The sequence below is a fragment of the Candidatus Nanosynbacter sp. TM7-008 genome, assembly GCF_022828245.2.
GTDB lineage: Bacteria > Patescibacteriota > Saccharimonadia > Saccharimonadales > Saccharimonadaceae > Nanosynbacter.
In genome coordinates, this window is sequence record NZ_CP157587.1 from 29,626 (window position 1) to 55,101 (window position 25,476).

23 protein-coding genes and 1 tRNA gene are annotated in these 25,476 nt (G+C 43.2%); 17 read left to right on the forward strand and 7 right to left on the reverse strand.

Annotated features, from left to right (window positions below; genetic code table 11):
- Positions 1-12: 12 nt before the first annotated feature.
- Positions 13-1,083, reverse strand: a complete 1,071-nt coding sequence (gene tsaD / locus LRM48_RS00165) for a tRNA (adenosine(37)-N6)-threonylcarbamoyltransferase complex transferase subunit TsaD (RefSeq protein WP_243812117.1) — start codon at positions 1,081-1,083, stop codon at positions 13-15.
- 41 nt (positions 1,084-1,124) lie between these two features.
- On the opposite strand from tsaD, the gene LRM48_RS00170 reads away from it, so the two are divergent.
- A complete protein-coding gene (locus LRM48_RS00170) occupies positions 1,125-2,441 on the forward strand; it encodes a UDP-N-acetylmuramoyl-L-alanyl-D-glutamate--2,6-diaminopimelate ligase (protein ID WP_243812116.1) in 1,317 nt (438 codons plus the stop codon).
- On the opposite strand, the gene LRM48_RS00175 is transcribed toward LRM48_RS00170, so the two are convergent.
- Complete coding sequence (locus LRM48_RS00175; protein WP_243812115.1) at positions 2,398-3,687, reverse strand: Mur ligase family protein; 1,290 nt, start codon at positions 3,685-3,687, stop codon at positions 2,398-2,400. The genes LRM48_RS00170 and LRM48_RS00175 overlap by 44 nt on opposite strands.
- 88 nt (positions 3,688-3,775) lie before the next feature.
- Between LRM48_RS00175 and LRM48_RS00180 the strand changes: the two genes are divergently transcribed.
- The 3 genes from LRM48_RS00180 to groL all read left to right on the forward strand — a co-directional run bounded on the left by LRM48_RS00180 (position 3,776) and on the right by groL (position 6,756).
- Positions 3,776-4,654, forward strand: coding sequence for a hypothetical protein (locus LRM48_RS00180; RefSeq protein WP_243812114.1), 879 nt, complete (start codon positions 3,776-3,778; stop codon positions 4,652-4,654).
- 172 nt (positions 4,655-4,826) lie between these two features.
- Positions 4,827-5,096, forward strand: a complete 270-nt coding sequence (locus tag LRM48_RS00185) for a co-chaperone GroES (protein WP_243812113.1) — start codon at positions 4,827-4,829, stop codon at positions 5,094-5,096.
- Positions 5,097-5,112: 16 nt separating this feature from the next.
- Positions 5,113-6,756: a chaperonin GroEL gene (gene groL / locus LRM48_RS00190; protein ID WP_243812112.1), complete on the forward strand. Its 1,644-nt coding sequence runs from the start codon at positions 5,113-5,115 to the stop codon at positions 6,754-6,756.
- Between the two features lie 61 nt (positions 6,757-6,817).
- Here the strand turns inward: groL and LRM48_RS00195 are convergent, their stop codons facing one another.
- A complete protein-coding gene (locus LRM48_RS00195) occupies positions 6,818-7,333 on the reverse strand; it encodes a hypothetical protein (protein WP_243812111.1) in 516 nt (171 codons plus the stop codon).
- Positions 7,334-7,410: 77 nt separating this feature from the next.
- Here LRM48_RS00195 and LRM48_RS00200 point away from each other — a divergent pair, with 77 nt between their 5' ends.
- Positions 7,411-8,451 (forward strand): bifunctional phosphoglucose/phosphomannose isomerase, encoded by a 1,041-nt coding sequence (locus LRM48_RS00200; RefSeq protein WP_243812110.1) that lies wholly within the window; start codon positions 7,411-7,413, stop codon positions 8,449-8,451.
- A gap of 1 nt (position 8,452) precedes the next feature.
- Here LRM48_RS00200 and LRM48_RS00205 read toward each other — a convergent pair whose 3' ends face one another.
- A complete protein-coding gene (locus LRM48_RS00205) occupies positions 8,453-9,664 on the reverse strand; it encodes an ABC transporter permease (RefSeq protein WP_243812109.1) in 1,212 nt (403 codons plus the stop codon).
- On the reverse strand, positions 9,661-10,455 hold the full coding sequence (locus LRM48_RS00210; RefSeq protein ID WP_243812108.1) for an ABC transporter ATP-binding protein: 795 nt from the start codon (positions 10,453-10,455) through the stop codon (positions 9,661-9,663). The genes LRM48_RS00205 and LRM48_RS00210 overlap by 4 nt, the downstream gene beginning before the upstream one ends.
- Before the next feature lie 78 nt (positions 10,456-10,533).
- Between LRM48_RS00210 and LRM48_RS00215 the strand changes: the two genes are divergently transcribed.
- A tRNA-Ser gene (locus tag LRM48_RS00215) sits at positions 10,534-10,623 on the forward strand.
- Positions 10,624-10,683: 60 nt separating this feature from the next.
- Positions 10,684-11,685: a hypothetical protein gene (locus LRM48_RS00220; RefSeq protein ID WP_243812107.1), complete on the forward strand. Its 1,002-nt coding sequence runs from the start codon at positions 10,684-10,686 to the stop codon at positions 11,683-11,685.
- A 4-nt stretch (positions 11,686-11,689) separates the two neighbouring features.
- Here LRM48_RS00220 and LRM48_RS00225 read toward each other — a convergent pair whose 3' ends face one another.
- Complete coding sequence (locus tag LRM48_RS00225; protein ID WP_243812106.1) at positions 11,690-12,928, reverse strand: bifunctional folylpolyglutamate synthase/dihydrofolate synthase; 1,239 nt, start codon at positions 12,926-12,928, stop codon at positions 11,690-11,692.
- A gap of 198 nt (positions 12,929-13,126) precedes the next feature.
- On the opposite strand from LRM48_RS00225, the gene LRM48_RS00230 reads away from it, so the two are divergent.
- From LRM48_RS00230 to LRM48_RS00270, 9 genes are all read left to right on the forward strand, one after another.
- On the forward strand, positions 13,127-15,529 hold the full coding sequence (locus LRM48_RS00230; RefSeq protein WP_243812105.1) for a ribonucleoside-diphosphate reductase subunit alpha: 2,403 nt from the start codon (positions 13,127-13,129) through the stop codon (positions 15,527-15,529).
- Positions 15,530-15,543: 14 nt separating this feature from the next.
- Positions 15,544-16,521, forward strand: coding sequence for a ribonucleotide-diphosphate reductase subunit beta (locus LRM48_RS00235; protein ID WP_039327939.1), 978 nt, complete (start codon positions 15,544-15,546; stop codon positions 16,519-16,521).
- Complete coding sequence (locus LRM48_RS00240; RefSeq protein WP_426303684.1) at positions 16,521-16,931, forward strand: pyridoxamine 5'-phosphate oxidase family protein; 411 nt, start codon at positions 16,521-16,523, stop codon at positions 16,929-16,931. Before LRM48_RS00235 ends, LRM48_RS00240 begins: the two co-directional genes overlap by 1 nt.
- A gap of 57 nt (positions 16,932-16,988) precedes the next feature.
- The gene (locus LRM48_RS00245; RefSeq protein WP_243812103.1) at positions 16,989-17,162 is read left to right on the forward strand and encodes a hypothetical protein; all 174 of its coding nucleotides are present in this window, start codon (positions 16,989-16,991) and stop codon (positions 17,160-17,162) included.
- 109 nt (positions 17,163-17,271) lie between these two features.
- Positions 17,272-18,291: a hypothetical protein gene (locus LRM48_RS00250; protein WP_243812102.1), complete on the forward strand. Its 1,020-nt coding sequence runs from the start codon at positions 17,272-17,274 to the stop codon at positions 18,289-18,291.
- 89 nt (positions 18,292-18,380) lie between these two features.
- Positions 18,381-18,539: a hypothetical protein gene (locus tag LRM48_RS00255; protein WP_164999857.1), complete on the forward strand. Its 159-nt coding sequence runs from the start codon at positions 18,381-18,383 to the stop codon at positions 18,537-18,539.
- A 45-nt stretch (positions 18,540-18,584) separates the two neighbouring features.
- On the forward strand, positions 18,585-20,216 hold the full coding sequence (gene argS, locus LRM48_RS00260; protein ID WP_426303685.1) for an arginine--tRNA ligase: 1,632 nt from the start codon (positions 18,585-18,587) through the stop codon (positions 20,214-20,216).
- 31 nt (positions 20,217-20,247) lie between these two features.
- Entirely contained in the window at positions 20,248-21,426 is a 1,179-nt protein-coding gene (locus LRM48_RS00265; RefSeq protein WP_243812100.1) for a hypothetical protein, read from the forward strand.
- Between the two features lie 27 nt (positions 21,427-21,453).
- Entirely contained in the window at positions 21,454-21,903 is a 450-nt protein-coding gene (locus tag LRM48_RS00270; protein WP_129744257.1) for an MscL family protein, read from the forward strand.
- A 4-nt stretch (positions 21,904-21,907) separates the two neighbouring features.
- On the opposite strand, the gene pyrH is transcribed toward LRM48_RS00270, so the two are convergent.
- A complete protein-coding gene (pyrH, locus tag LRM48_RS00275) occupies positions 21,908-22,612 on the reverse strand; it encodes a UMP kinase (RefSeq protein WP_129744258.1) in 705 nt (234 codons plus the stop codon).
- Positions 22,613-22,873: 261 nt separating this feature from the next.
- Here pyrH and LRM48_RS00280 point away from each other — a divergent pair, with 261 nt between their 5' ends.
- Entirely contained in the window at positions 22,874-25,354 is a 2,481-nt protein-coding gene (locus LRM48_RS00280) for a helicase-related protein (protein WP_243812099.1), read from the forward strand.
- Positions 25,355-25,476 lie beyond the last annotated feature (122 nt).

A 25,476-nucleotide genomic window follows, 5' to 3' on the forward strand; every position in this document is an offset into this window, starting at 1 on the left:
ATCCTCACAACGCTATATTGCTGTCATTGATAAACTTGGCTGAACTTCTAAATCGTATGGATCTGTAGGCTCGTCAATTTGAGATCTGAAATAACCGAGAGTGGCAATCATCGCGGCGTTATCTGTACAGAGTTGGATAGGGGCGTATTCGATGTCAATTGGCAAAGCTTCGCGTAATTGACGGCGCAACTCTTGATTAGCTGCAACTCCGCCAGCGATTACCACGGAGGCTGGCTGGAAATTGTCAAACGCCTTTTTGGTTTTATTTACGAGAGTTTTTATGGCTGTATACTGGAAACTAGCTGCCATATTACGTCGTAATTCGTCATCTACGAGCGCTGGAAGCTCATGAGAGGGAAAAGTGAAGTCTTTACCGACTTCGTGCTGAACGGCTCTCAGAACAGCTGTCTTAAGCCCAGAGAAGGAAAAATCGTATTCGCCGGATAGTTTGGCAATAGGCAAGTGAAACGCGTGTGGATCACCAAGCTCAGCAGCTTTAGCAATAGCTGGGCCGCCAGGATATGGCAAACCGATGATTTTAGCGACTTTATCAAACGCTTCGCCAACCGCGTCGTCTTGAGTCTGTCCGATAAGTTGATAATCACCGTGATTTTTAAATAGGACAAGTTGTGAATGTCCGCCTGAAACGATCAACGAAAGCATAGGGAATGACGGCTGTTGTTTCGGCAATGTTAGAGATAGATTGTCAGATTGCTTATTGATAAAATTGGCGTACACGTGAGCTTCTACGTGATGAATCTTAAAGAGCGGCTTATTATGGATAATAGCGAGAGTTCTGGCGGCGAGAGTGCCGATTAATAGCGAGCCAATAAGTCCTGGCGCGTAAGTAACGGCGATGGCGTCAATATCATCCCAAGTGCAATTTGCGTCAGATAAAGCTTTTTTAATGACGGGATTTACAACTTCCAAATGACTACGCGCGGCAATTTCTGGAATAACTCCGCCGTATTCTGCGTGAATGTCAATTTGAGAATTGACGACATTTGAAAGCAAGCGTTCGCCATCTTCAACTATTGACGCCGCTGTTTCGTCGCAACTGGATTCGATTCCCAAAATCCTCATTTGTTTTTATTATAGCAAATATAAGTGGTAAAATGGGTATTATGAAAAACGAGTTGGTAAAAATTGCTAGAAAAACGCTACCTCAAGGAGCTTTGGAAAAAACCGAAAACGCCTATAGAGTTGCGCGCACGAAGATGATTAGCCTGAGATATGGCAATCCAGCTCGTGGCTTGAGAATTATTGCAGTAACAGGGACGAACGGGAAAACTACGACCGCTTGTTATATCAATGAGATCTTGAAAGAGGCTGGCTTTAAGACTGCATTATTTACGACGGCGGTGATTGAAATTGCTGGCAAGGAAAAGATAAATGATTTGAATGCGACAGTTCCGACCGTGGCAAGACTGTTTAGCTTTTTCCAGACGGCTCAGCGTGAAGGCGTGGAATATGTGATTTTAGAGGCAACAAGTCACGCTCTGTCGCAGCATAAATTTGACGGCGCGCCAATTGAGGCGGCGGTGATGACTAATTTAACTCAAGACCATTTGGATTATCACAAAACGATGGAAGCTTACGCGGCAGCTAAGGCTAAATTGTTTGAGAAAAAGCCGAAATATATCGTACTGAATCGTGATGACGAGTGGTTTGAATACTTTGATAAGTTTACGGCTTCTGGTGAGAAAATGACTTACGGAACGAATCCGGAAGCTGAAGCTCACCTAACGCACGTTAAGTTGTATAAAAAGGGAACAGAGGCGAGTTTACTGATTGATCATCAAACTCATTTGGAGCTGGCGACTAATTTGCCTGGCGAATTTAACGTGATGAATATGTCGGCTGCGGTGTCGTTGGCGTATTTGTTGGGAATAAAGTTGGAAGATATTCAAGAGGGCGTGGCGAATTTGGAGGCGATCCCTGGACGATTCGAGCGAGTAGATAATAAGCTTGGAATTGATATTATTGTGGATTATGCGCACACGCCAGACGCGCTGGAAAAATTGCTAAAAACCACTCATAAAATTACCAAGGGGCGATTAACTTTGGTGTTTGGTGCGTGTGGCGACAGGGATAAGACAAAGCGTCCGATTATGGGCGAACTGGCGGCTAATTTGGCGGATAGGATTTTCCTAACTGACGAGGAAAGCTATAACGAAAATCCAGATGAAATTCGGGCAATGATTCGTCAGGGAATTGAGCGAACGAAAAAGGCTCATAAGATGACGGAAATTGCTGATCGGAAACAGGCGATTTATCAGGCTTTGAAGTCGGCTGTTCGTGGCGATACGATTCTGATTACTGGCATGGGTCATGAGCAGTACCGAATTGTAAATGGCAAGCGAATTCCGTGGAACGACAAGAAGGTCGTTCAGGAAATTATTTCTGAGATTGAGAAAAAGAGTCGTAAAATTTCGCTTTAATCTGTTTCCAGCTTTGTGATTGACGAACTAATTTTTCTGCATCGCTTGGGTTGAGTAATAGTTCTTTCACGGCGTCTTCAAGGTAAATGCCGCCCTGCGAGCCTTTGAATAGAATTGTTGTATCTTTAATGTCGCTATTTTTCAGGAATTTTCCAGCTTCAAGCGCCGTGTCAAAAGAAATTACTTTACAGCCATTTTTTTCAGCAATTGGTGCGAGGTGTTTTTTTGACATTTTGCCAACAGTGATGAGCAATTCTAACTGTTTAGGGTCGCAAATTTCGCCGATTTTTTTATGCTCCGATTCGGATGTCTCGCCCAGTTCATTCATATCGCCCAATACGGCAATTTTATGATTAGCAGAGATGGAATAGAGTGTTTTTAGCGAATTTTCCATGGCAATAGGGCTGGCGTTATAAGTATCGTCCAGCAACGTACAGCCGCGTATGCCGCGTAAAATATTCATTCTTCCTGAAACCGGTTTGATTTTTGTTAAAGCCGCCGCAACTTCTTCAATATTCATTCCGCAAGCCAATCCCGCCGCCGCCGCGCCAGTGATTGAGCGGATGTTGTGTTTGCCTAATATAGAAATATTGATGTCCTGAGAGGTTTCTTCGGAATGTTTCAGATTGACAATACAGCCAGTGTCTGTAGTCTTTTTAATTTCCAGGAAAACATCAGCGGATTCGTCGCCGTAACTCACGCGATTTCCAACTATGAGATTATGATATTTTTCATTGATATCGTGAAGGTTGAAGATGGTTTTTTTAGCGACTTGACTAATTGACAATTCCTCATGAGCTACCGTATCCATATTTTTGAAAAACTCCATATGTTCAGGTGCAACAGAGGTAATTATGGCAATGTCGGGTTGAATGTAGCGCATAAAAGTAGCCATTTCACCAGGGCAATCAATGCCACATTCTTGAATAATTATATCTGGCGATTCGGGGTTTTTTATGCTGGCGTGTGCTGCGAAGAAGACTTTTAGCCAGGCTAGGGGAGATTTGGCGTTTTTTGGCCCGTCTACGCCTAAGATTTCCAGCGGCGCACTTAAGGTTGTGTTCAAATTGCCACGACTATGGCGCACGGTGAATTTTTCTGATAGAACAGTGGCGGTTGCTGATTTTACGCTAGTTTTACCAACGCTACCGACTACGGCAATTAGTCTGGTGTCAGGATGAGATTTAAGATATTTTTTTACATAAGATCCGAGAATTGTTTCTAAGAGATGTTTGAATAATTGCATGGAGTTATTATAACAGATTGAGGAATAGTAGGGAGAAGGGTTTGAGGTTGCATTTTTAATGATTTTATGGTATTATATCAACTATTGTATGGAGATTGCTAGAGGATCAGGAGTAGCTGAGATTGCTTGGGAGATTGTTGAATCTTCCAAATATCAAGAAAGACTGCGTGAAATTGTATTAGGAATAGGGCGAGCTGCAACCAGAGAGTTTAATCCGGAAAGTTCATATCGATTAGTGGATAGATATGTCGCGTCGGGCGTGGCGGATGATATTTTAAAAGAGAAAGGTGACACGGATAAAGCACCGGAATATAAAATACTAGAGTTGATACAAAGGATGCCTTATTGGATTTGCGCGGAAGAAAAACTTGAATCTTATAGAAATGGGGTATTTTATGAGCGCAATAATAAGATAAGAGAAAAAGAGACAGTTGTAGCTTTTAATAAGGTTGTACGAGACATAATTAGCGAAGGGCAATATACTCGCAAATCAGATCTTATATCGGACGTTCAGAACGCTATGGATTGCCTTGGCTATAGCGATGAGGAAATTGAAAATGCATATAAATTCTTAGATCACGTGATCAATGGTATGCGTCACGAAATCGCTGCCGAAATAGCTTTAAGGAAAACTAAGGGAGTGCGGGCTGTTTATACGACTGACATTGACGATGATCTTGCTGGAATAGATCTTATAGTTGAGTATAAGGATAATTATGGTCGCGAACATATAATTGGTCTTGATATAAAGTCAACGCCAGACTCTGCGCGGAATGCTAATAATAGTGACCGTGATGAGGGATACCACGCTAGTTGGTCTGGTTTCGATCATAGACGGGGTGACTTTGGTTCTTATGGAGATAATTTAATGCCGAGTGATGAAGCTGTTAAAAAGGTGCGTTCACTTTATAAGGAAGAACTTGAAGAAATATCTAGGAAAGAAGACAGTCGTCATAAAAAGAAGTAGGTCCGCTTTCCCATCCAATACGGGTGGCGCTACCTACTTCTGTGTGAATATTACCACGACCGTTGTAAAAAATCTAGAAAGTCGAGGCGTAGGAGATAATTAGCACTCACACTTGACGAGTGCTAAATTAGTGCGTTACAATAGATACGTTGTTAACGAAATGGAGGATAACGTGAGTACACCTATTAGGCCTCTTGGCGACCGTGTTGTAGCGGTGCGCGAAGAAGCAAAGACTCAGACAGCGAGCGGAATTTACTTGCCTGATAACGCTAAAGAAAAGCCAGTAGTTGCGGAAGTTAAAGCAGTTGGCGGCGATGTGAAGAACGTCAAAGTCGGCGATCGGATTGTCTATAAGGAATATTCGACTACGGATTTGAAAATTGACGGCACGGAATATTTGATCGTCCGCGAAGAAGATATTTTAGCAACGGTTGTTGGATAAAAAGGGGAGTTTAATTATGGCAAAAAAAGTTTTTTATGATGACGATGCGCGAAATCGCGTGCTTGGCGGAGCTAAATCGCTATACGACGCAGTTAAGGTAACTTACGGTCCGAAGGGTCGCAATGTTGTGATTGCGAAGGGTTTTGGCGGTCCAACGGTTACTCATGACGGCGTAACTGTGGCTGAAGGAATTGAATTGCCAGAAAACGATGACGAAACGCTGGGTCACAAAGTCGGTGCTGATTTAATCAAGCAGGCCGCTAAGAATTTGAATAAGCAAGCAGGCGACGGCACGACGACCGTAACAGTGCTAACATATTCGATTTTGAAAGAGGCAAATCGATTGATTGCGGCTGGACATAATCCGATGGAACTTAGGAAAGGCATTGAGCAAGCTGGCGCGGAAATTGTTAAAGAATTGAACAAATTGGCTGAGCCGATTGAAGGCAAGTCTGACCGCGTGGCTGAAGTCGCTACGATTTCGGCGGGAGATGCGGAAATCGGTAAATTGATTGCTGGCGTAATCGAGAAAGTCGGTAAAGACGGCGTGGTTACTGTTGAGGCTGGTCAAGGTTTGGAGCTGGAAGCTGAAGTTGTCGAAGGTTTTAGCTTGGACAAGGGTTGGGTGAGTCCGTTCTTTGTTACTGACGCAGGTCGTCAGGAGGCTGTGTACGAAAAGCCAGCGATTTTGATTACCGATAAGAAGATTTCTAGCGTGCAGGAATTCTTGCCAATGTTGGAAAAATTGGCACAAAGCGGTAAGAAAGACGTGGTTTTGATTGCTGACGAAGTTGAAGGCGAGGCGTTGAGTATTTTGGTCTTGAACAAGCTGAAGGGTGTATTCAACACCGTAGCCGTTAAGGCGCCAAGTTTCGGCGACCGTCGTAAAGATGTTCTTCGTGATATCGCCGTGCTGACTGGCGCGACTGTGATTTCTGAAGATCACGGATTGACGTTCGGAAACGCTGGCTTGGAAGTTTTGGGATCGGCACGTAAGGTGATTGTTGGTAAGGATGAAACGACAATCATCGAAGGCGCGGGCAAACCTTCAGGCGTGAAGGAGCGAATTGCTGAGATTAAGTCGCTTTCAGAGAATGCTTCAAGTGAGTATGAAAAAGAGCAATTCGACAAGCGCGCTGCGGCATTGTCTGGCAAGGTTGCGGTTATTAAGGTTGGTGGCGCGACTGAGACGGAAATTGACGAGAAGAAATTCCGCGTTGATGACGCTGTGGCGGCTACTAAGGCGGCTTTGGCTGAGGGAATTGTCGCTGGTGGCGGCGTAACTTTGGTCAATTTGGCTGGCAATCTAAAAGTTAGCGGCGCGGATAGTTTGTCGGTCGGTCGACAAACCCTAAAAGACGCTCTGAAGCAACCGTTCTTGCAGATTATGAAAAACGCTGGGTTGAATGCTGATGCACTACTTGCTCAAGTTGAATCTGGCAAACCTGGATTTGGCGTTAACGTTATGAAGCCAGAAGACGGTCTGATTGACGTGAAGAAGGCTGGTGTTATTGATCCAGCTCGTGTGACTAAAGAGGCTGTTCAAAATGCAGTGTCGATTGCGTCAACTGCGGCAACTATGGGCGCTTTGGTGGTTGATATCCCAGAGGCTGAAGTTGCAGCTGCTCCTGGCGGCATGCCAGGAATGGGTATGATGTAAATCTGCCCCGAGCAATAAAAATCCCGCCGAAAATGGCGGGATTTTATTTTGGAGGAATGAATTAACGAGGATTTGAGAAATAGTCGATTTCTTTAATGATATCCAGTAGAGCCTGTGCGCGGCGAGCTTCGTCAACAATAGCTACGGCAGCGTCGTGTGCTGGTGCGATCAGAGTTTTGTCGTCCGTAGAACGAAGAAGTAATAGATAAGTGTCAAACTTTTCTTCTGGAGAAACGTCCAGTTTATCGACTAATGGACGTAACTCGTTCAAGGCAGTTTGCTTAATTGTATCAAGCGCAGGATCTGAGGCTGCGGCTGCAGCTGGTGTGCTGACTGTTGGAGTTGGCATGACTGGCTCTGGAGCAGTAGATTCTACTGTAGCTTCGACAGACTTCTGACTGTCGTCTGAATCTGTAGCAATAGGATCTGGTGATATGGTTGCAGGATTAATTACAGGTGAAGCTGTAGCATTTGTTTCTTCGAATTGTAAATTATTGTCTGTATCTTGTGACACGCCAGCTAATACCTTAGCCAGTTCTTGGTCGTCACTGAATGATTGATTAGCTTGAGAATCCATTATAACCCACCTTATATATTAAATTGTTTAAGCTTATATATGTTACACTATAACATGAGTTAATTAAGGAGCGCAAGATGTTAGATGATATGAATGTGATAAAACAATATGATCCAGGCGACGTTTTAAGCGGCGTTTTGAATATTCCAGAGCAAGCTCGATATGAAGTGTTGATCCACGAAGGTGCGAATCAGCGTCGAGATTTTAAGAATATTGTGATCGCGGGAATGGGCGGTTCGGCTTTAGCGGCTGATATGGTTCGAGTTTTGACCGCGGGCTGGTTGCATATTCCGCTTGAAGTGGTGAAGGGCTATGATTTGCCGGGGTTCGTGAGCGAGGAAACGTTGGTTATCGCGGTTAGTCATTCGGGTAATACCGAGGAAACTCTGAGCTGCTATCAGCAAGCACTGGAGAAGAAGGCGTGTTTGGCAGCTATGTCGACTGGTGGAGCGTTGATTGAGCGAGCAAAGAATGACAACATAACTTACGCTCAAGTTCCAGCTGGCGCGCAGCCACGGATGTCGACGGTTTATCATCTGCGAGGATTATTGAAACTATTGCAACATTTTTGGGTGATTGATAATGATTTGTACGATCAGGTGAAAAATAGTGCTGATTGGTTGGCGGGCGAGATATCTAATTGGACAGCCAAAACGCCAGAAGCTGATAATTTGGCGAAGCAGATTGCGAAATTAACAATTGGCAAGACGTTGGTTATTTTTGGCGGTGAATTGACTTGGCCGCTGGCGTATAAGTGGAAAATTAGCTGGAATGAATCAGCGAAGAATTTGGCATTCTCGAATCAATATCCAGAATTTAATCATAACGAGTTTATCGGCTGGTCGTCTCATCCTGTAGAGAAGCCGTTTACGGTTTTTGATATTCGTAGCAATTTGGAGCGGGACAGAATCCGCGAACGAATGGAGCTGAGTGATCGACTGTTAAGTGGCAAGCGACCAAAGGCGCACGTACTGGAACTTCGAGGAAAGACGCTTATGGAACAATTACTGTGGGGTTTGGTGCTGGCTGACGCGGCTAGTATTTACACAGCTATTCTTAATGGAGTCAATCCTGGTCCAGTTCAGTTGATTGAAAAATTGAAAGCGGAACTTAGTTAATTTAATATCGTAGAGATTCGATTGGGTCGCGTCTGGTGGCGCGGGCTGCTGGATATACGCCAGAAATTACGCCGATGATTATTGATAGTCCAATTGATAAGACGGCTGTTTGCCAATAAATATAAGGCGTGAGCGGTAAATATAAGCTGGCAATATAAGCTCCCGCCAAGCCTAACCCATAGCCCAATACTCCGCCGAGGAATCCGATGATCGCTGCCTCGATTAAGAACTGATTGATGATGTCCCAGCCCGTGGCGCCGACGGCTCGTCTGACGCCGACTTCACGCTGACGCTCGGCGACATTGACAAGCATCACGTTCATAACGCCTATTCCACCGATTAACAGAGAAATAATGCCGATGACAGTTAAGATTATCGAGAGGAACTTCGCGACATTAGACTTCTTTTCATTTATTTCTTCGCCAGAAACGATTCGATAGTTCTTATCGCTATCATGATTCTTCTTCAAAATATCGTCAGCCGATTTTATGACTGAATTGAGATTTTTATGATCTTTAGTAGTTACGATAATTTGCTGAATTTGCGGCGTTCCTTGGGTGAATTTTTTAATCACGGACAATGGAATAATCGCGGCGTTATTAAAATTCACGTCCAAATAACTGGCTGGATTTTCAATATTTTTTAACACGCCAACAACAGTTAACGGCTGATTTCGGATGTAAATAACGTTTCCGATGGATCTTTCGGTGCCGAACAAATCGACCGACAATTGCTGACCGACGACAACTCCGCCGATGTCGTTAATAAATTGCCCAGTAGCAATTTGCAAATTAGCGACGTCTTTTAGCGATTCCGTACTACCGATTAACGCGGCGTTTTGGATATCGATTTTACCTTCGCGGGCGCGCAGTTCGGCGTGCAGAAATGCAATTGGCGCGGCTTTCGTATTGGCAATTTTTCCTATATCCCTGGCGTCCGTTTCAGTCAATGTGTTGACTGTCGTCGTGTTGTCGGATTCAGTCAGCAGATTCGGGACGGCTTTTTGATTGCCAGATTTAACGATGGCAACAGGGGCGGATGATTGATTGGAATTGTCGCCGAATAGGTGATTAAATCCGCCAGTTAAAGATAGAACCATGGTGATGCTGGCGATTCCAATAGCTACGCCTACAATTGTCAAGAATGTTCGCCCACGATTAGCTCGTAGCGTCTGAGTAGCGTTCTCAAAATGATTTTTTACTAATATTTTCACGATTTTTTCGCCCTCGATTTCTTTGAAGATTTTTGCTTCTTAGGTTTTTCTTCTTTTTCGTCGTCTACAATTAACTTCTTAGTGAACTTGCGCTTTTCCTTATGCTCGTCGGTATCGATTTTTCCGTCCAACATAGTGATGACGCGACTGGCGTAATGAGTCAATTCTGGATTGTGGGTAACCATAATTATAGTATTGCCGCGACGATGTAGGTCGGACAATTCTTCCATAATAAGATGACTCGACTTGCTGTCTAAGTTTCCTGTTGGCTCGTCGGCTAAGATAATTGACGGACTATTAACCAACGCTCTGGCAATTGCTACGCGCTGAACCTGACCGCCAGATAATTGATGCGGCATGTAATATTCGCGCTTTCCCAGATGAAAAGTTTTCAGAATGCGGCTAGCTTCTTGGAGTCGTTTAACCTTTCCGAGTCCTTTATATGTTAACGGCAACGCTACGTTTTCAATTACAGTCAGGCGAGGGATAAGATTGAAATTCTGAAAAACGAAGCCGATGTGTTTGGAGCGAATTTTGGCGCGTCGTCGTGAGCTGAGATTGTCGACAGCGACATCGTCCAGATAGTATTCACCTTCTGATGGCTGGTCTAATAGTCCAAGGGTGTTTAATAAAGTAGTTTTTCCGCAACCACTTGGGCCCATAATAGCAATAAACTCGCCCTTTTTAACGGTTAAATCGACGTTATCTAAGGCGCGAATCTCAGCGTCGCCAAAGCCAAATTTTTTGGTGACATTAACAAGCCTAATGCGTGGTGGAATAGTTTCTTTCATCTTTGACTTATTATAGAGAATGAACGTCAGTAAGTGCAACCATAAGGGATAATAAAGTTGTGGTATAATTATCAACAAGGAAGGGTGCAGGAGTGGTTGAACTGGCACGCCTGGAACGCGTGTAACGGAGCAATCTGTTCGAGGGTTCGAATCCCTCTCCTTCCGCCAAGAGATATTTTAGAGGGTATTATAGAAACAAGAAAACATTATACGTACTTAATCAATATTTTGATAGACGCATATAATGCTGGTAAGCTACCAGAGATAAAAGATATTATTGTCGAACCTGAATATGGGTATGTGGCGTCAATTGAGTATAATTCTGGAGAACGCAGAGTTTTATATGGACATGATCCTGGGTTTAATTCAGGAAGTGCAGAGCAATTAGCTAATGATAAGGGGTATACAAAGTTTTTGCTTAGAGAAAATGGCATAGATTGTGCAAGAGGTTCTGAATTTCTTTTACCTTGGTGGGCGGATATGCTGCGTCAATCAGACCGTCAGCAGTTTAATCACTCTATACGTGACACAAAAGAAGCCCTTGGCTATATTGATAAATCTTTAGGATTTCCTGTCTATGTTAAACCTAGCAGAGGTTCTCAAGGAGTTGGTGTAGCTAGAGTTGAAACCGCTGAAGAGCTTGATAAGCTTCTTAATCAGTACAACGAGGAGCGTGTTAAAGTAGCTGTCATTGAAGAAGAATTAAAAATGCCTGACTATCGTATATTGGTTTTTGATGGTGAGGTAGTTAATGCCTATGAGAGACGACCTTTTTCTGTTAAGGGTGATGGAGTAAGTAATTTAAAACAGCTAATTGATTTGAAACATAAGACCTTGGTAGATTCTGGTAGAGATATACATTTTGAAAGGCAGCTACCTATAATTATGAATAAATTAAGGAAAATGGGTCTGTCTATGACCGATATTATACCGGAAGGCGCAGATGTTCGTTTGATGGATATATCAAATTTATCAGCAGGAGGAACGCCAGTTGATGTCGGTGAAGTTATGCATCAGCGGTGGCGAGATCTAGCTGTCAGGGTGGCAAGAATCTTTGATTTACGAATATGCGGGGTTGATTTGGCGTGTAAGGATATTACGCAATCAGATAGCGAATACGGCGTAATAGAGGTAAACGCAACGCCTGGTGTCAAACAATTTATGGCAAGCGGTGCGGCTCAGCAGGAAAAGCTAGAAGATATTTTTGTTAAATTCTTCCAAACATTATAATGATCTACCTTGCCGCAAATTCACTCACCAAATAAAACGACCCGGTAACAACGACGTACGTATCAAGCTGCTGGGCTTTCTCGATGGCTTTTGTGAGAGCTTTGTCTGGATTGTATTCAATCTCGCCTGCAGATTTCATAACACGGCGGATGGCTTCTGGCGGTATGTTGCGGTGGTTTTTATCGTAATCGGCGCTGAACGTGGTGGCGTAAGTTAGCTGTGCCAAGTTGTCAATCATGGCGAGTGATTTCGCCAACGACAACTGCTTATTCTGCCCGAATGCTGCCACGAAAACAGGCTTTTTTTCTGGATATATTTTTCGTAATGAATCAATCAAGGCGCGGATTTTCTGGGGATTATGCGCAACATCAAATATGATGTTAACTCCATCAACATTGCACTTCTCTAACCGTCCGGGAATAGTGATATGTACAGATTTTTTCAGAGCTTCTTTTGGCAGAGGTGGCTTTTTATCTAGCGCTAGCAGCTTTTCAACGGCGCGGTACGCCAATGTCCAATTCCGCTGCTGAAAATCCGGCAGTATTTTCAGAAAATCGTCAATAATTGGCGAAGCAATAGAGAACTGTGAGTGCTGTGACTCTGCATGTTGCCGAATAATCGTTTCAATCTCAGAAGCTTGTCGGTTCATCACGACTGAATCGCTTTGATGGATAATACCAGCTTTTTCTTGGGCGATCTCTGTCGGAGTATTGCCTAATAATTCCATATGGTCTAGTCCGATATCAGTGATGACGCGTACAGTTGGCGAACGGAAAATCACGTTGGTTGTATCTAGTCGACCGCCAATCCCAACCTCAATTATGATATAATCAACGCCTATTTTCTTAAATAGCCAAAAACTAAAAATCGTCAAAAATTCAAAATACGATAGATGCAGGCTGTGTACTACGTAAAGATTGGCAAACGCTTGAAAATAATGCAAATATTCTTGTTCAGGCAGCGGCTGCCCGTTGATGAGCGAGCGCTCGGCGACGCTGGCAATATGCGGCGACACTAATGTACCGGTGGTATAGCCAGCCCGGTTCAGCAAACTGGTAGCATAATAAGCAGTCGAACCCTTGCCGGAGGTGCCAGCGATGTGGATGGCGGGAATTTGATTTTGCGGACTACCAAGGGTTTCCAAAATATGCGCTACATATACCAGCCGATTATGTTTTTCGGGCGGATGGGCGATTAACTCGTCCAAAAAATAAGTGGCGTCGCGCATTGAGGCAAATTTCATACTGTATCTGATTATAGCAAAAATAGGTTGTAATTTTTACTAAATAGCTTGCAAAACACTAGATATAGCGGCTATAGTTATTATTGTACGCTATATATATAGCGAGCCCATAAATAAACAAAAACACAAGCTACGAAGATAAGCCACCAGGTGAGGTGTTGGTGGTTTGTTTTTAAGAGGGAAAATTAAGGAGGGTATGTGAAAGAAATTAACGTAGTCAAACGCGACGGAACAAAAGAACCGTTTGATGCTAATAAAATTAACGCGGCTATTTTAAAGGCGTGCGAAGGTTTGCCGGACCAAATCTCTAAAGTCGTTCAGGTGGCGACTGAATTGCAGTTGACATTATTTGATGGAATTACGACCGAACAACTAGACGAGGCGGTTATTCAAACAGTTTTGCAAAACGTTAAGGACGACCCGGACTATGATAAAATCGCGGCACGATTGCTACTTAAAACCATCTATAAGCAGATTTTGGGCGATTATGAAACAGCGGAAGAATTGAAAAAGCTTCATGCGCGCGAATTTCCGAAGTTTGTTAAGGCGGCAGTAAAAGAAGGATTGCTGGATAAGCGCATGGCTGACGGTCGATTTGATCTGAAAAAGCTGGCGGCGGAACTTGATCCAGCGCGTGATGATTTGAGTAAATATTTGGGTGTGGTGACTAATAAAAATCGCTACGCTCTTCGTAAGCAAAACGGCTCACCAATTGAAACACCTCAGTTTACGCACATGCGAATTGCTATGGGACTTAGTTATAATGAATCTGACCCAACGACTGCAGCGATTGAGTTTTATAATCACATGAGCAATTTGGAGTATGTCCCAGGCGGCTCAACGCGAGTTAATGCTGGTGGTTCGTTCCCGCAACTCAGCAACTGCTTCTTGCTTAACGTCGATGATGATATGGAATCGATTGCTAAGGCTGTTCGCGACACAATGTGGATCGCTAAAGGCACGGGCGGAATTGGCATTGGCTTTACGAAGTTACGTGCGGCAGGCAGTCCAGTTAAAACCACCAACACTGAATCGACTGGACCAATTCCATTTATGAAGATGATTGATACGGCGCTTTTTGCGGTTTCTCGTAAGGGTAAAAAGGCTGGTGCGGCTGCGATTTACATGGAAAACTGGCACCTGAACTTTGATCAATTTGTCGATCTTCGCCAAAACTCTGGTGACCCATATCTAAGAACCAGATTCGCAAATACCGCGGTATTTATCTCTGACGAATTTATGAAGCGAGTGGAAAAAGACCAAGATTGGTATTTGTTTGATCCAGCGGAAACTCCAGATTTGACGGAATTATATGGCGAGGCGTTTTCGGCGCGATATAAAGAATATATCAAGATGGCGGAAGCTGGGAAATTGCGAACATTTGATAAAGTTCCGGCTCGTCAGCAATTTAAGCGCATTTTGACCAGCTTGCAGGCGACATCTCATCCGTGGCTAACTTGGAAAGACACGATTAACGTGCGAGCATTAAATAACAATACGGGCACAATTCACCTCAGTAACTTGTGTACGGAAATTACATTGCCGCAGGATAAAAACAACATTGCGACGTGTAACTTGGTGAGTATCAATTTGTCGGCGTTTCTTAGCGATGATAAGACTTGGGATTGGGATAGATTGAAAGAAGCGGCTCGTGCGGCAGTGCGACAATTGGACAATTTGTGTGATATCACTCAAACTCCAATTCCAGAAGCAATGCACTCTAATCAGCAAACTCGAGCAATTGGCCTCGGGATTATGGGTCTTTCTGACGTGTTGGAAAAGTTGGGTTATTGCTACGAATCGAAAGAAGCGTACGATTTGGTTGATCAATTGACGGAGTTCATTAGCTATCACGCCATCGATCAGTCAGCTGACTTAGCAGAAAAATTGGGCAGTTATCCAACATTCGCAGGCAGTGGCTGGAGCAAGGGAATTCTTCCGATTGATACGGTCGATAAATTGTCGAAAGATCGCGGCGTTAAGGTGAAAATAGACCAAAAGACGCGACTGGACTGGGATGGTTTGCGAAAGAAGGTGAAGAAGGGAATGCGAAATGCGACCCTTATGGCAATTGCGCCGACGGCTAACATTGGTCACGTGGCGGGAACGACTCCTGGAATTGATCCGCAATTTGCGCAGATTTTCAGTCGCTCGACTTTGAACGGTAAGTTTTTGGAAGTGAACCATAATTTAGTTCGCGACTTGAAGAAGCTTGGTTTGTGGGACAATTTGAAGGATGAGATTTTTGCGGCTCAGGGCGATATTCAAGATATTGACGGTATTCCTCAGAATATCAAGGATGTTTATAAAACAAGTTTCCAACTCAGTCCGTATGCGTTTATTGAGGTGGCAGCCAGGGCTCAGAAGTGGGTCGATCAGGCGATTTCTCGAAATATGTATCTGGAGACGCGAGACATTGATGAATATGTGAAGATTTATTCGGAAGCGTGGAAGCGTGGCTTGAAAACAACATACTATCTGCATGTTAAGCCGCGTCATCAGTCGGAGCAGACAACAGTTTCAGTTGATAAAATTGCAGAACAAAAAGTCCGCACAAATAGTAAAGTGCGCGGATTTGGATTTGCGAAAATTAATAAATAAAGGAGGAGATTAAGATGGGAATTTTAGGTTCAGGATTACGCGATGGATTGTCGCTTCACCCAATTCGTTACCCTTGGGCGTATGATCTTTATAATCAAGCGGTGGCTAACACGTGGTTTCCAAATGAAGTTCAATTAGTGCAAGATTTGGCGGATTTTGAAAAATTGTCAGACGACGAAAAGCACGCGTTGAAAACGGTTATTAGCTATTTGAATCCAAACGAGTTATTGATCAATAAATCATTGGCGTTCGGTATTTATCCATATGTGAACGCGGCGGAAGCTCAACTATATTTGTCAAAACAGATGTGGGAAGAAGCCAATCACTTCATGACATTTGAATACATTATTGAGACGTTTCCGTTTGATCGCGAGGAAATTTATGCTGCGGGATTTGGTAAAAAATCATTAGCTGATAAAGCTGACTTCCAGAATAAACATTTGGATGTGATGCTTGATCCGAATTTGGATATTTATTCGCTGGAAGGCAAGAAAGACTTTGTTAGGTCTTTGGTGGCGTATAACATCGTACTGGAGGGAATTTGGTTCTATTCAGGCTTTATGGTTGGCATGAGTTTCCGTCAGCGTAATTTGTTGCGTAATGTTGGCTCACTACTGGACTGGATTACTCGCGACGAAAATCTTCACCTGACGTTTGGTATCAATCTGCTTTTGACAATTTTGGACGAGAACCCGGAATTGCAAACACAGGAATTCGCAGAAGAAATTCGTGGCTTGATTCTGCAGGCAGTGGAGCTTGAGAAGGCTTACAATAAGGATATGCTACCAAAGGGAATTTTGGGATTGAATGCTGATTATGTCAATCAGTATGTTATGCATATGACCGACCGACGCTTGCAAGAATTAGGTTTTGAACCTGAATATAACGTGCCAAATCCAGCCAAATGGATGGCAGCTGCCAATGATACACTGGAATTGGTGAATTTCTTTGAAAGCACAAACACTAGTTACGAAGTTAATACCACGAAGTAATGGGAGTTGATGATATGAATGAATTAGCGAAAGAAATATTAGATACAGTCGAAGTTGGTGCGTTGGCAACGGTGAATGTTGATAGAACTCCTTTGGTGACGCCGCTACACTTTGCGCGATTGGGTGATTCGATAGTTTGGATATCAGAGCCGACTGCGCGCCATTCAGAAAATGCGTTTCGAAACGGTAAGGCGGAATTTGTGGTTTGGGATGATAAAAAGCGAGCAGTTTTCTTAAAAACTAACGTGACTGAACTCCCAGAATCTGAGAAAGAGGCGGCAATGGCGGCTTATAAAGAGAAGTTGGATGATTTTATGCCACGTTGTCAAAATCCGCAAATATACGTTGCGCCAATTGGTGAACTTGATGAAAAAACTACAACGGGCAATTGGCTGCATTTTATTGCATAAGCACTATATCTAGCGTAAAATTAGTTAAGTAACTACTAAATATAGGGGAAAATGAAAATGAATGCGAATCAAATTATTACTGATGACATGACTTTGGAAGAAAAATTGAGTGCCATTGATGCAGCTCTTAAAGCGGCGCAAGAAGCGGCTGATGACCAAGCAAAGTCGAACGGCGCTGTTGCGGCACCAGTTGATCCAGCGAGTTTGACTATTTGTGACGGTTGCGAATAGAGTTTCGAACAGCGTTTTACTATTGACAACATAGCCAATTATGTTGTATAATTGCCTATATCGTAAAAACAACTGAGAGTTAGTTGCGTAATAAGGAGAGATAGTTAAAATGACTGCAGGAATAGATAAATTTATCCCAACCCCAGAAGAGCAAGAATTGTTCAATAAAGTTTTCTATCCAGACATCACTGAAGAGTCTGATATTGACGTAAAAGAATCAAAGCCACAGAGAGAGGGTTTTTCTCTGTCGGTTGCGCTTGGTTCTCTTAAGAAATGGATGTGTGGTAAACGAGAAAAGCACAACAAGCCTTTTGGACTAACTAACAATTCGGCGGTAGAAAAACTTGAGGCAGCTGGAGAAGAGTTGGGACTGCCAGAAACAGACGTTCGGCTTTCTTCTGGACTTAAGCTACTGATGGGCTTAATGCATGGCAAAAAGGAAGTTGAAATAATTGGCGAAGATATCTTAATTGAAGCCGCTAAAAGGGCTAAAGAAGAAGGTAAGGGAAGTGTTATAGCACCAACACATTTTAATGGAGAAGATGTTCCTACGGCTAGTTATTTGGCGTCTTTGTTGAATAAAATTAATATTGGCGTAGCGTCGACTAATAGAGATTGGATTAAGAAGGGCGTTGGCGGAATCAACCTAGAAGCTATACAGTATCTTGCGTTTGGCGCTAAAAACTTTTTTGGTGTGCCATATGAATGGGTAGATAAAAAGAGTAAAAAACCGGTTCACTTTTCAACAGACCATTACGAAGAAGCGGTTAAATTTGTTGAGGGTGGCGGGTCTTTGGTTTTGGCTGGATATTCAGCGGATGACTCAGTAGGTTCAAAGCCTCATAGTGAAATGGGCTCTGCAGCGATTCATACGGCATTGAAATCTGGCGCAGACTTGATATTTGTTTACGTATCGTCAGAGGACAAGAAACTTACCATCAGAGTCATGGAAGATGAGGACGGTATGTTTGCGGCGTTTAGTAACTCATATAGAAAAGCATTAGAAATGGAAGGTTCTGATGCCTCTAAGCGTCTATTGTTATCATGCAAGGAATACTTAAAAGACAGCGAAATAGGTAGGGTTATAGCAGAAGAATATAAGCGTCGATCAGACAAAAATAAAGCCTAGCGAGCAGCCCTGAAGTCCTAATTATTGACAAAATAAAAATAATGTGATATCATTTCACTGTATAAAAAATTAAAACAAAAAGGAATAAAATGGCTGAAGAAAAAGATATTCACGGACTTACCGAAGGCGTATTGAGCCGAGATGATATGTCGGCGTTGACATATGTATTGCAACACGTGAAAGGATCTAGCCCAAGTTCGGCGACGAAATTAAGTCTGGAACTGGAAGAGCTTGACGAAACGGCGTAGAGATTTAGCTAGATAATAATCCACCTCTGTTGTATACTGGACAGTATGGAACAGATTATTTCTCAAGTAGTGAAGCAACTTTTTGATCAAGATATATCGGTACAATTGACGCGTCCTGATCCGAAGTTTGGTGACTTTGCTACAAATGTGGCGTTGCAATTGGCTAAGCCGCTAGGGAAGAATCCGCGTGAAATTGCGGAGATGATTGCTGAAAATCTGCGCAAGGAAGAGGAGTTTAGCGAAGTAAGCGTGGCTGGTCCAGGTTTTATCAATGTAAAACTGAGCGATCAATCAGTTCTAAATTCTTTGAAAAAAGAGCCAACAACGAAGCACGCCGGTCAGACGGTTGTGATTGAAACCAATTGTCCGAATCCATTTAAGGCTATGCACATCGGACACGCTTTGAATGCGATTTTGGCGGACACGATGGCTAACTTGCTGGCGGTTGATGGCGCAATTGTGTATCGAGTGAGTTATCACGGTGATGTCGGAACGCATGTTGGTAAAAGTATGTGGGCGATTTTACGTGAGATTGACGGCGATGTAAATAAATTGAATGAAATCCCAGTTGATAAGCGAAATGAATTTATGAGTCGCATGTACGTTGAAGGTGCGCGTGCGGCGAAAGAATCTCCAGAGGCGAAGGCGGAAATTGATGAACTAGCCAAGCAATCATTCGTCCTGGATGATCCGCTATATAAGCAAGTTTACGAAATCTGTAAAAGTTGGAGTTTTGACGAAATCGATTCTAATGTTGGGCGACTTGGAAATGTGCCGATTGAGCGACGTTACGTTGAGAGCGAAACTGAAGAATTGGGCAAATCTCTGATTAAAGAGAAAACTCCAGAGGTGTTTACCAAATCTGACGGTGCGTATGTCTTTAAGGGCAGCAAATATGGCGCGTTTGATAACGTGTTTATCGGATCTCATGGCAATGGCCTTTATGGGGCGCATGATATGGGATTGATTCAGCTGAAGTATAAGGACTACCCGAATTTGGACTTATCAATTACAGTAAACGGCGAAGAACAAGCGGCATACTTCCGTGGCGTGATTGCGGCTAGTGAATTGTCGATTCCAGCTTTGAAAGGAAAATTATTTAATTACGCGACTGGTTTGGTTAAATTGACAACTGGGAAAATGAGTTCGCGAACGGGTGAAGTTGTTACAATCGGCTGGCTGTTTGATGAGTTTAAGAAGGCAATTGAAAATGCTGGCGGCGAACCAACTGACGACGTGATTGCTGGCGCGCTCCGTTATCAATTCTTGAAAGTGAAGATCGGCGGCGACGTCATATTTGATATTAACGACGCAGTAAGTCTGACAGGAAATACGGGAAGTTACTTGCAATACGCTCACGCTCGAGCGCGAGGTATTTTAACTAAATCCGATAAAGAAATTGCCTTTCCGACAGAGTTGTTTGACGAAGATAAGATGCTGGTCAGAAAGTTGAGTGACTACGTGGACGTGGTTGATCACGCTAAGGAGAGTTTGGAGCCTCATCACATATGTACATATTTGTTTGAATTGGCGCAAGAATTTAATCGATATTACGAGAAAAATCAGGTTATTGGCAGTGACAAAGAGGCGCATCGTGTAGGAATTGTGGCAATTTATGCCGACATTCTTAAGGCTGGACTGGCTATTTTGGGAATCGTGGCGCCAGATCGCTTGTAAAATATACTGTATTAGTATATAATATGAATTCGTGAATGAACGACCGAGTAAACAATTAGACGAGCAACCATATACATCATTTTATGATCGATATTTATCTACTCAGCTATTAACTCCGAGAAGTGATATAGCAGAGAAAAGAGGCGTTAAGCGAGAACCCTTATTAGAGTCAGAGAAGCTTTGTAGCATAAAAAATGTGTACGAAGAGTCAGATAAGACGTTTGATGATATAGCAGAGGCCGCTAAATCTGTTGCAGAGCTTGTTCGTGAAACGCTTAATTTTAGGTCAACGGGCAATTTTTCAAGTCCGCTTGAAGCGGTAAATATTGCCAAAGACGAAGCTGCTAATTGTTATGGACATACAATTGTTGCGTCAGAATGTTTAGAAAAATTAGGAATTGAACATTTCATTAGTTATGCAAATCAACACACGTTCATCACACTATTTGATCGTAGTAGTAATAGGTCTTTTATAATAGATGTTTTGACAGAGGAGTTGCGCTGTGAAATGACTGACACCATTGGCTTTGATGGAATAGATCCAGCTGAGCAGTTGTATTATGGTGAACTCAGAGCTAATAGTACTTTATATACAGATTTATTATTGCAGAAATTGCCCTCGTCCGTTAATAGAAGTGATTTTGTAGCTCGACGAGAATGGTTGATGTTCTCGGATGGTATGAAATATCGAGATGGCCACGGAAGAAATGCACGACTACAGATGCTTACTCTGCCGTCCATTCCAGGTAGATTATTATTGCTAGATGAATATAATGCTCGAATTGATCAGTTGAATGAGCGATATAAAGAGGCTGCGGATAAAATAGTAGACTTGTCTGGTATATATTTAGATGTTGATTCTCGGAATGATTTGAAAGAAGCGGATAAATTATGTAGAGAATTAATAAAACAAGGCAGTGGTGATTTGGCTATTCAAGTAGCGTCCGTGGTAAATGATAGTTTGTTGTCGAGAGATTCTTCAAAGAACAGACTGTTTCTTCCTGATGTTATGCGTAAAGTAGCTAAACATGATAGGGATACTAACTTATTGGATGAGGCGATTAGGTTGTACAAGGAAATTATCAATAGTAAACCTAAGTATGATAGCTTGGCTGTAGGGAAGTTAAGGGCTGCCGAAAAGTTGCTGAGGTCTATGAAGGCTGCTGGTGCGATTGTACGCGATGCTACCTGTGATAAAATTAGTGAATAAATATCTAATAAAAGGAGTTTTATAGTTATGAAATCTTCAGAATCAACTAAAGGTTCAAAAGTATCAGCTAAGAAATTAGCTTCGAAGAGTGTAAAAGCTGCGGCGAAAGTTGCCGCTCTTAAAGAGAAGAAAATTGTAAGTGCAGCTATAAAAGACACTCATATGGCTGGATTTGTTAATTTTATTCGCGAACAGGGTGTTGTCGGTATGGCGGTTGGTTTGGCAATCGGTACCGCGGCTGGTGATACTGTGAAAAAATTGGTAACAGCATTTATTGATCCGCTAGTACAGCTGGTTGTCGGTTCTCAGCAAGGGTTGCAATCAGCTTCATTCACAGTTGAAGTTGCTGGACGTAAGGGTGAGTTTTTATACGGCGCGTTCGTTAGCTCGTTAATTACGTTGATAGCCGTTGCATTTGTTGTATATGCAATCGTTCACTTCTTGAAACTCGATAAATTAGACAAGAAAAAGGACTAATCGCTTAACTAATAAGTGTGCCTACTGATTCTCCGCGGGTTGCGCGGAGAATATTTCCGTCTGTTAGCAAATCACAAATTACAACTGGAATGTGTTCGTCCATGGCTAGCCCAATTGCCGCCTTATCCATAACGGCAATGTTAGGATTTGTTAGGGCTTCTTGGTAAGATAAATGATCAATTTTTACGGCGTCAGGGAATTTCATGGGATCTTTATCATAAACTCCGTCGACTTTCGTTGTTTTAACCACGGCATCACACTGCATTTCCAGTGCTAGATTTAATGCTGCAGTATCAGTAGTCAGAAACGGTCTGCCAGTGCCGCACGCCACGATTACGGTACGGTTTTTCTTAATATGGCTAATGGCGCGTCGGAAAGTATAGTGGTCGATAAATTGATTGACTTCAACCGTAGATAATGCGCGAGTTGGCAGTCCTGCATCGTTTAATACGTCAGCCAGTGCAATAGCATTCATTAGCGTAGAAAGCATGCCGATATTATGTGCGGAAACAGGTTGAATTCCTTGACCGATGATTTGATTGCCGCGAACGTAATTGCCGCCGCCAACCATAATTACAATCTCAGCTCCGTCGTCCAGTGCTGGTCGAATTTGTTCGGCAATCCAGCGAGCGCGTTTTGGGTCAAAGCCGCTAGCGAATTCGCCTTGAAGTTGTTCACCTGATAATTTGAGTAGAATGCGTTTTGTCATGACACCAGTGTATCATAGCGCGCTTGAAAAATAACATAAATGCAAAAGGGAGGCGGCAGTGTAATACGAATTGCGATTTGCTATACAAATATTCGTTTTTTAAGTTAGACAAACTAGACAAGAAAAAGCTAAGACGCTTACGTTTGCTATTTTACTTTCTCCTATCTACAATGTGAGTATAAAGGAGAGAGTAGTGTGAAAGATGGAGTTCGGCGTCCGAGCTATTTACGTAGATCGCAAGAACCTAGCAGTAGTCATTTATTGAGTCGAAATATTGAAAGACCCAGTCAACCGTCGTATAGTTATGGTGAACCGCCCGAACAGAGGCGACAGCGTTTAAAAGAATTGCGGGAACGGTACAGTAAACTACCGGAAACTCCTTTTGCTGACTATGATCTTGGTGACAAAAAACTACCTGCATATAAGCACAAAGCAGAGATATTAGACACATTATCGGAAAGTAAAATATCCTGGCTGTGCGGACCGACGGGTAGTGGTAAAACGACACAAACCGCTCAGTATGCACTGGAGCGGTTTGATCGTGTCGTGGTGTTGATGCCGCGGCGGGTTATCGTCGATAATGTTACTGAATATGTCGAGAAGAGTTTGCGTGAACAGCTTGGCGAACAATATCCTAATCACTTGGTGGGTAAGATTCACGGACGTGCCACTGAAGCGACGCCGGACACTAGGCTCTGTTTCATGACTCCAGCAACGTTTACGAAAAAGCTGGAACAATTTTCTAGCGACTGGCAGGACGAGAAGACGCTTATCCTGGTTGATGAAATACATGAAGCCAATTTGGAGATGGAATTTGCTACCGCTCTGGCGGCAAAATCGATAGAGAATACCGACAAATGGCATATGGCTTTTTCTAGTGCCACGCCTGACACGGAAGTTTCTCAGGCGATGTACGAAGATATTAACGGATCAGAACTACCAGTCGTAACCATTAAGGGTCGGCCGCATGATATTGATATTGAAGAAGATAAGGTGAATACCGCATCCGAAGCCTACCTTGAATATGGTAAGGACTCGAAAAAATCACTAATCTTTGTTGAAGGTGTGAGGAGTATTGATGAGACCATTGCGTCAATCAAACGTCATACTCGCCATCAATCCGGGAAAATACGATTTTTCAAACTACATTCTGGCATATCAGAAGCTGCGCGCCGAGAGATTTTTACTGCCAAACCAGCAGAAGATGAGTCGTTTGTCATCGTTTCGACCTCGGCTGGACAGTCTGGAATCACTATACCTGAGGTTGATTTGGTGCTATCGAATGGACTGACGAAGAGTAAGGAGATTGGCGAAGAAGGTGCAGAAGGGCTACCGCCTCGATTGTGTACTCAAGCAGAGCTGATGCAGCAGGCGGGGCGGGGCGGTCGTGATATTGATGGCGCTAAGTTTGTATTGGCTCGTCCGATATCTTACGATAAGATTTATTTGCCAGATGAGCTGAAAGGATTTTATGATATTGCGTCCCGTGAACAGCATATTCCACCGGAGATATATCACACGAATATTGTGCGCAACGTTTTGTCGGCTATCCATCTGAATGGTGATTTTGAGGATCTGAACCGATACCTGATGCATCCTGTTGCTAGTAAAAAAGTTATTCAAGAGTCGTACGATTTGCTGGAAACCCTGGAAGCAATTGATGGAGAGGGGCGGATCACAAAAATTGGTGAGTTTATGGATAGTTTGCCATTGTCACCAGAGTTGTCTCGGGCATTAGCAGAAATGATTAGAACTGGAGGAAGTTTGCGGGAAGTACTGGCACTATCAGCAATTGCGGCTTCCGTTTCTGGCGGTGGTTTTGCCGCGTGGCATCAACCAAAGGAATTGTTCCAGGAGTTTGTCAGCCCCGATACAACAGATGACTTTTTTGCCGAATACGATGCTTTTTTGAAAACCAGAGAGATTTATAACGGCTGTCGTACTGACAATGATGTCTACCTGACTAATGGTATTGATCCCAATAAGGCGGATAATATTCACTATCAATTTAGTAAAATATGTCGGCGTCTGTCGGTTAATCCAAACGATATCGACATGGGTGAACTAAACAGCGAGGAAAAACACAATATATCGGTGGCTTTGGTGCGCGGGTTTCAGGAATTATTGTATATCAAAGCTGGTAGTCGGCGCATTGGACGAACAACGGTCAACCAATACACCAACATTCACACTGGCGAACGTGGTATTTCTGAGTATGAAATTAGTTCGCACAGCTTAGTGCGACGTATGGGCTCGGAGGCGTTGACGTTAGTGCTGGCTTTACCGTGGTGGTATGATGCGCATGATGGTCGTCGATACACACTCAACACAATTTTACCAGTAACCAAGAATCAAGTTGCTCAAGCCTTGAGTAGCAGCGCTGTGTCTGAATCCCTTGGTGATAGAGTTGCTCCTAATGGTGACTTGGTTCGTGTGACGCGGCCGAAAGTCGGCTCGCTGATACTCGGTCCAGAGCGGCAGCAAAAAATCCCCGCCATAACAGATGAGCAAATCGCGCTGATAGTGGACGCAATGAAAAACAAGGCTAATAAACAAGTAAGAGTATTGTTTGATTTACAACATCAGCGAGTTATCACCAAGGGTCAATTGCATCAGGTCCTAGACGGGTCTGCGGTAAATAGTCACAATGTCCATGAGGCGGAGGCTAAGGTTTGGGCTGAAGTGCAGAATGTGTTAACGAGCGAGCAGCAAGAAGCTTTTTATGGTCAGATAAACAGATAACGAGTGTATAATAGGTAGTATGAGTAAGGCGAAAAAATATTATGGATCGACCTGGAGATGACTGGACTAGATCCAGTGCGTGATGAGAGGACTTCTTTGATTGACTTTTTAAATTGTTTATG

What these genes read in the sequence shown, in the direction of transcription:
- LRM48_RS00195 (WP_243812111.1), bottom strand. Translation starts at nt 7,333, where the DNA reads ATGGATTCTCAAGCTAATCAATCATTCAGTGACGACCAAGAACTGGCT.
- argS (WP_426303685.1), top strand. Translation starts at nt 18,585, where the DNA reads ATGGAACAGATTATTTCTCAAGTAGTGAAGCAACTTTTTGATCAAGAT.
- LRM48_RS00270 (WP_129744257.1), top strand. Translation starts at nt 21,454, where the DNA reads ATGAAATCTTCAGAATCAACTAAAGGTTCAAAAGTATCAGCTAAGAAA.
- LRM48_RS00235 (WP_039327939.1), top strand. Translation starts at nt 15,544, where the DNA reads ATGGGAATTTTAGGTTCAGGATTACGCGATGGATTGTCGCTTCACCCA.
- LRM48_RS00245 (WP_243812103.1), top strand. Translation starts at nt 16,989, where the DNA reads ATGAATGCGAATCAAATTATTACTGATGACATGACTTTGGAAGAAAAA.
- LRM48_RS00175 (WP_243812115.1), bottom strand. Translation starts at nt 3,687, where the DNA reads ATGCAATTATTCAAACATCTCTTAGAAACAATTCTCGGATCTTATGTA.
- pyrH (WP_129744258.1), bottom strand. Translation starts at nt 22,612, where the DNA reads ATGACAAAACGCATTCTACTCAAATTATCAGGTGAACAACTTCAAGGC.
- groL (WP_243812112.1), top strand. Translation starts at nt 5,113, where the DNA reads ATGGCAAAAAAAGTTTTTTATGATGACGATGCGCGAAATCGCGTGCTT.
- LRM48_RS00170 (WP_243812116.1), top strand. Translation starts at nt 1,125, where the DNA reads ATGAAAAACGAGTTGGTAAAAATTGCTAGAAAAACGCTACCTCAAGGA.
- LRM48_RS00210 (WP_243812108.1), bottom strand. Translation starts at nt 10,455, where the DNA reads ATGAAAGAAACTATTCCACCACGCATTAGGCTTGTTAATGTCACCAAA.
- LRM48_RS00240 (WP_426303684.1), top strand. Translation starts at nt 16,521, where the DNA reads ATGGGAGTTGATGATATGAATGAATTAGCGAAAGAAATATTAGATACA.
- LRM48_RS00180 (WP_243812114.1), top strand. Translation starts at nt 3,776, where the DNA reads ATGGAGATTGCTAGAGGATCAGGAGTAGCTGAGATTGCTTGGGAGATT.
- tsaD (WP_243812117.1), bottom strand. Translation starts at nt 1,083, where the DNA reads ATGAGGATTTTGGGAATCGAATCCAGTTGCGACGAAACAGCGGCGTCA.
- LRM48_RS00200 (WP_243812110.1), top strand. Translation starts at nt 7,411, where the DNA reads ATGTTAGATGATATGAATGTGATAAAACAATATGATCCAGGCGACGTT.
- LRM48_RS00250 (WP_243812102.1), top strand. Translation starts at nt 17,272, where the DNA reads ATGACTGCAGGAATAGATAAATTTATCCCAACCCCAGAAGAGCAAGAA.
- LRM48_RS00225 (WP_243812106.1), bottom strand. Translation starts at nt 12,928, where the DNA reads ATGAAATTTGCCTCAATGCGCGACGCCACTTATTTTTTGGACGAGTTA.
- LRM48_RS00255 (WP_164999857.1), top strand. Translation starts at nt 18,381, where the DNA reads ATGGCTGAAGAAAAAGATATTCACGGACTTACCGAAGGCGTATTGAGC.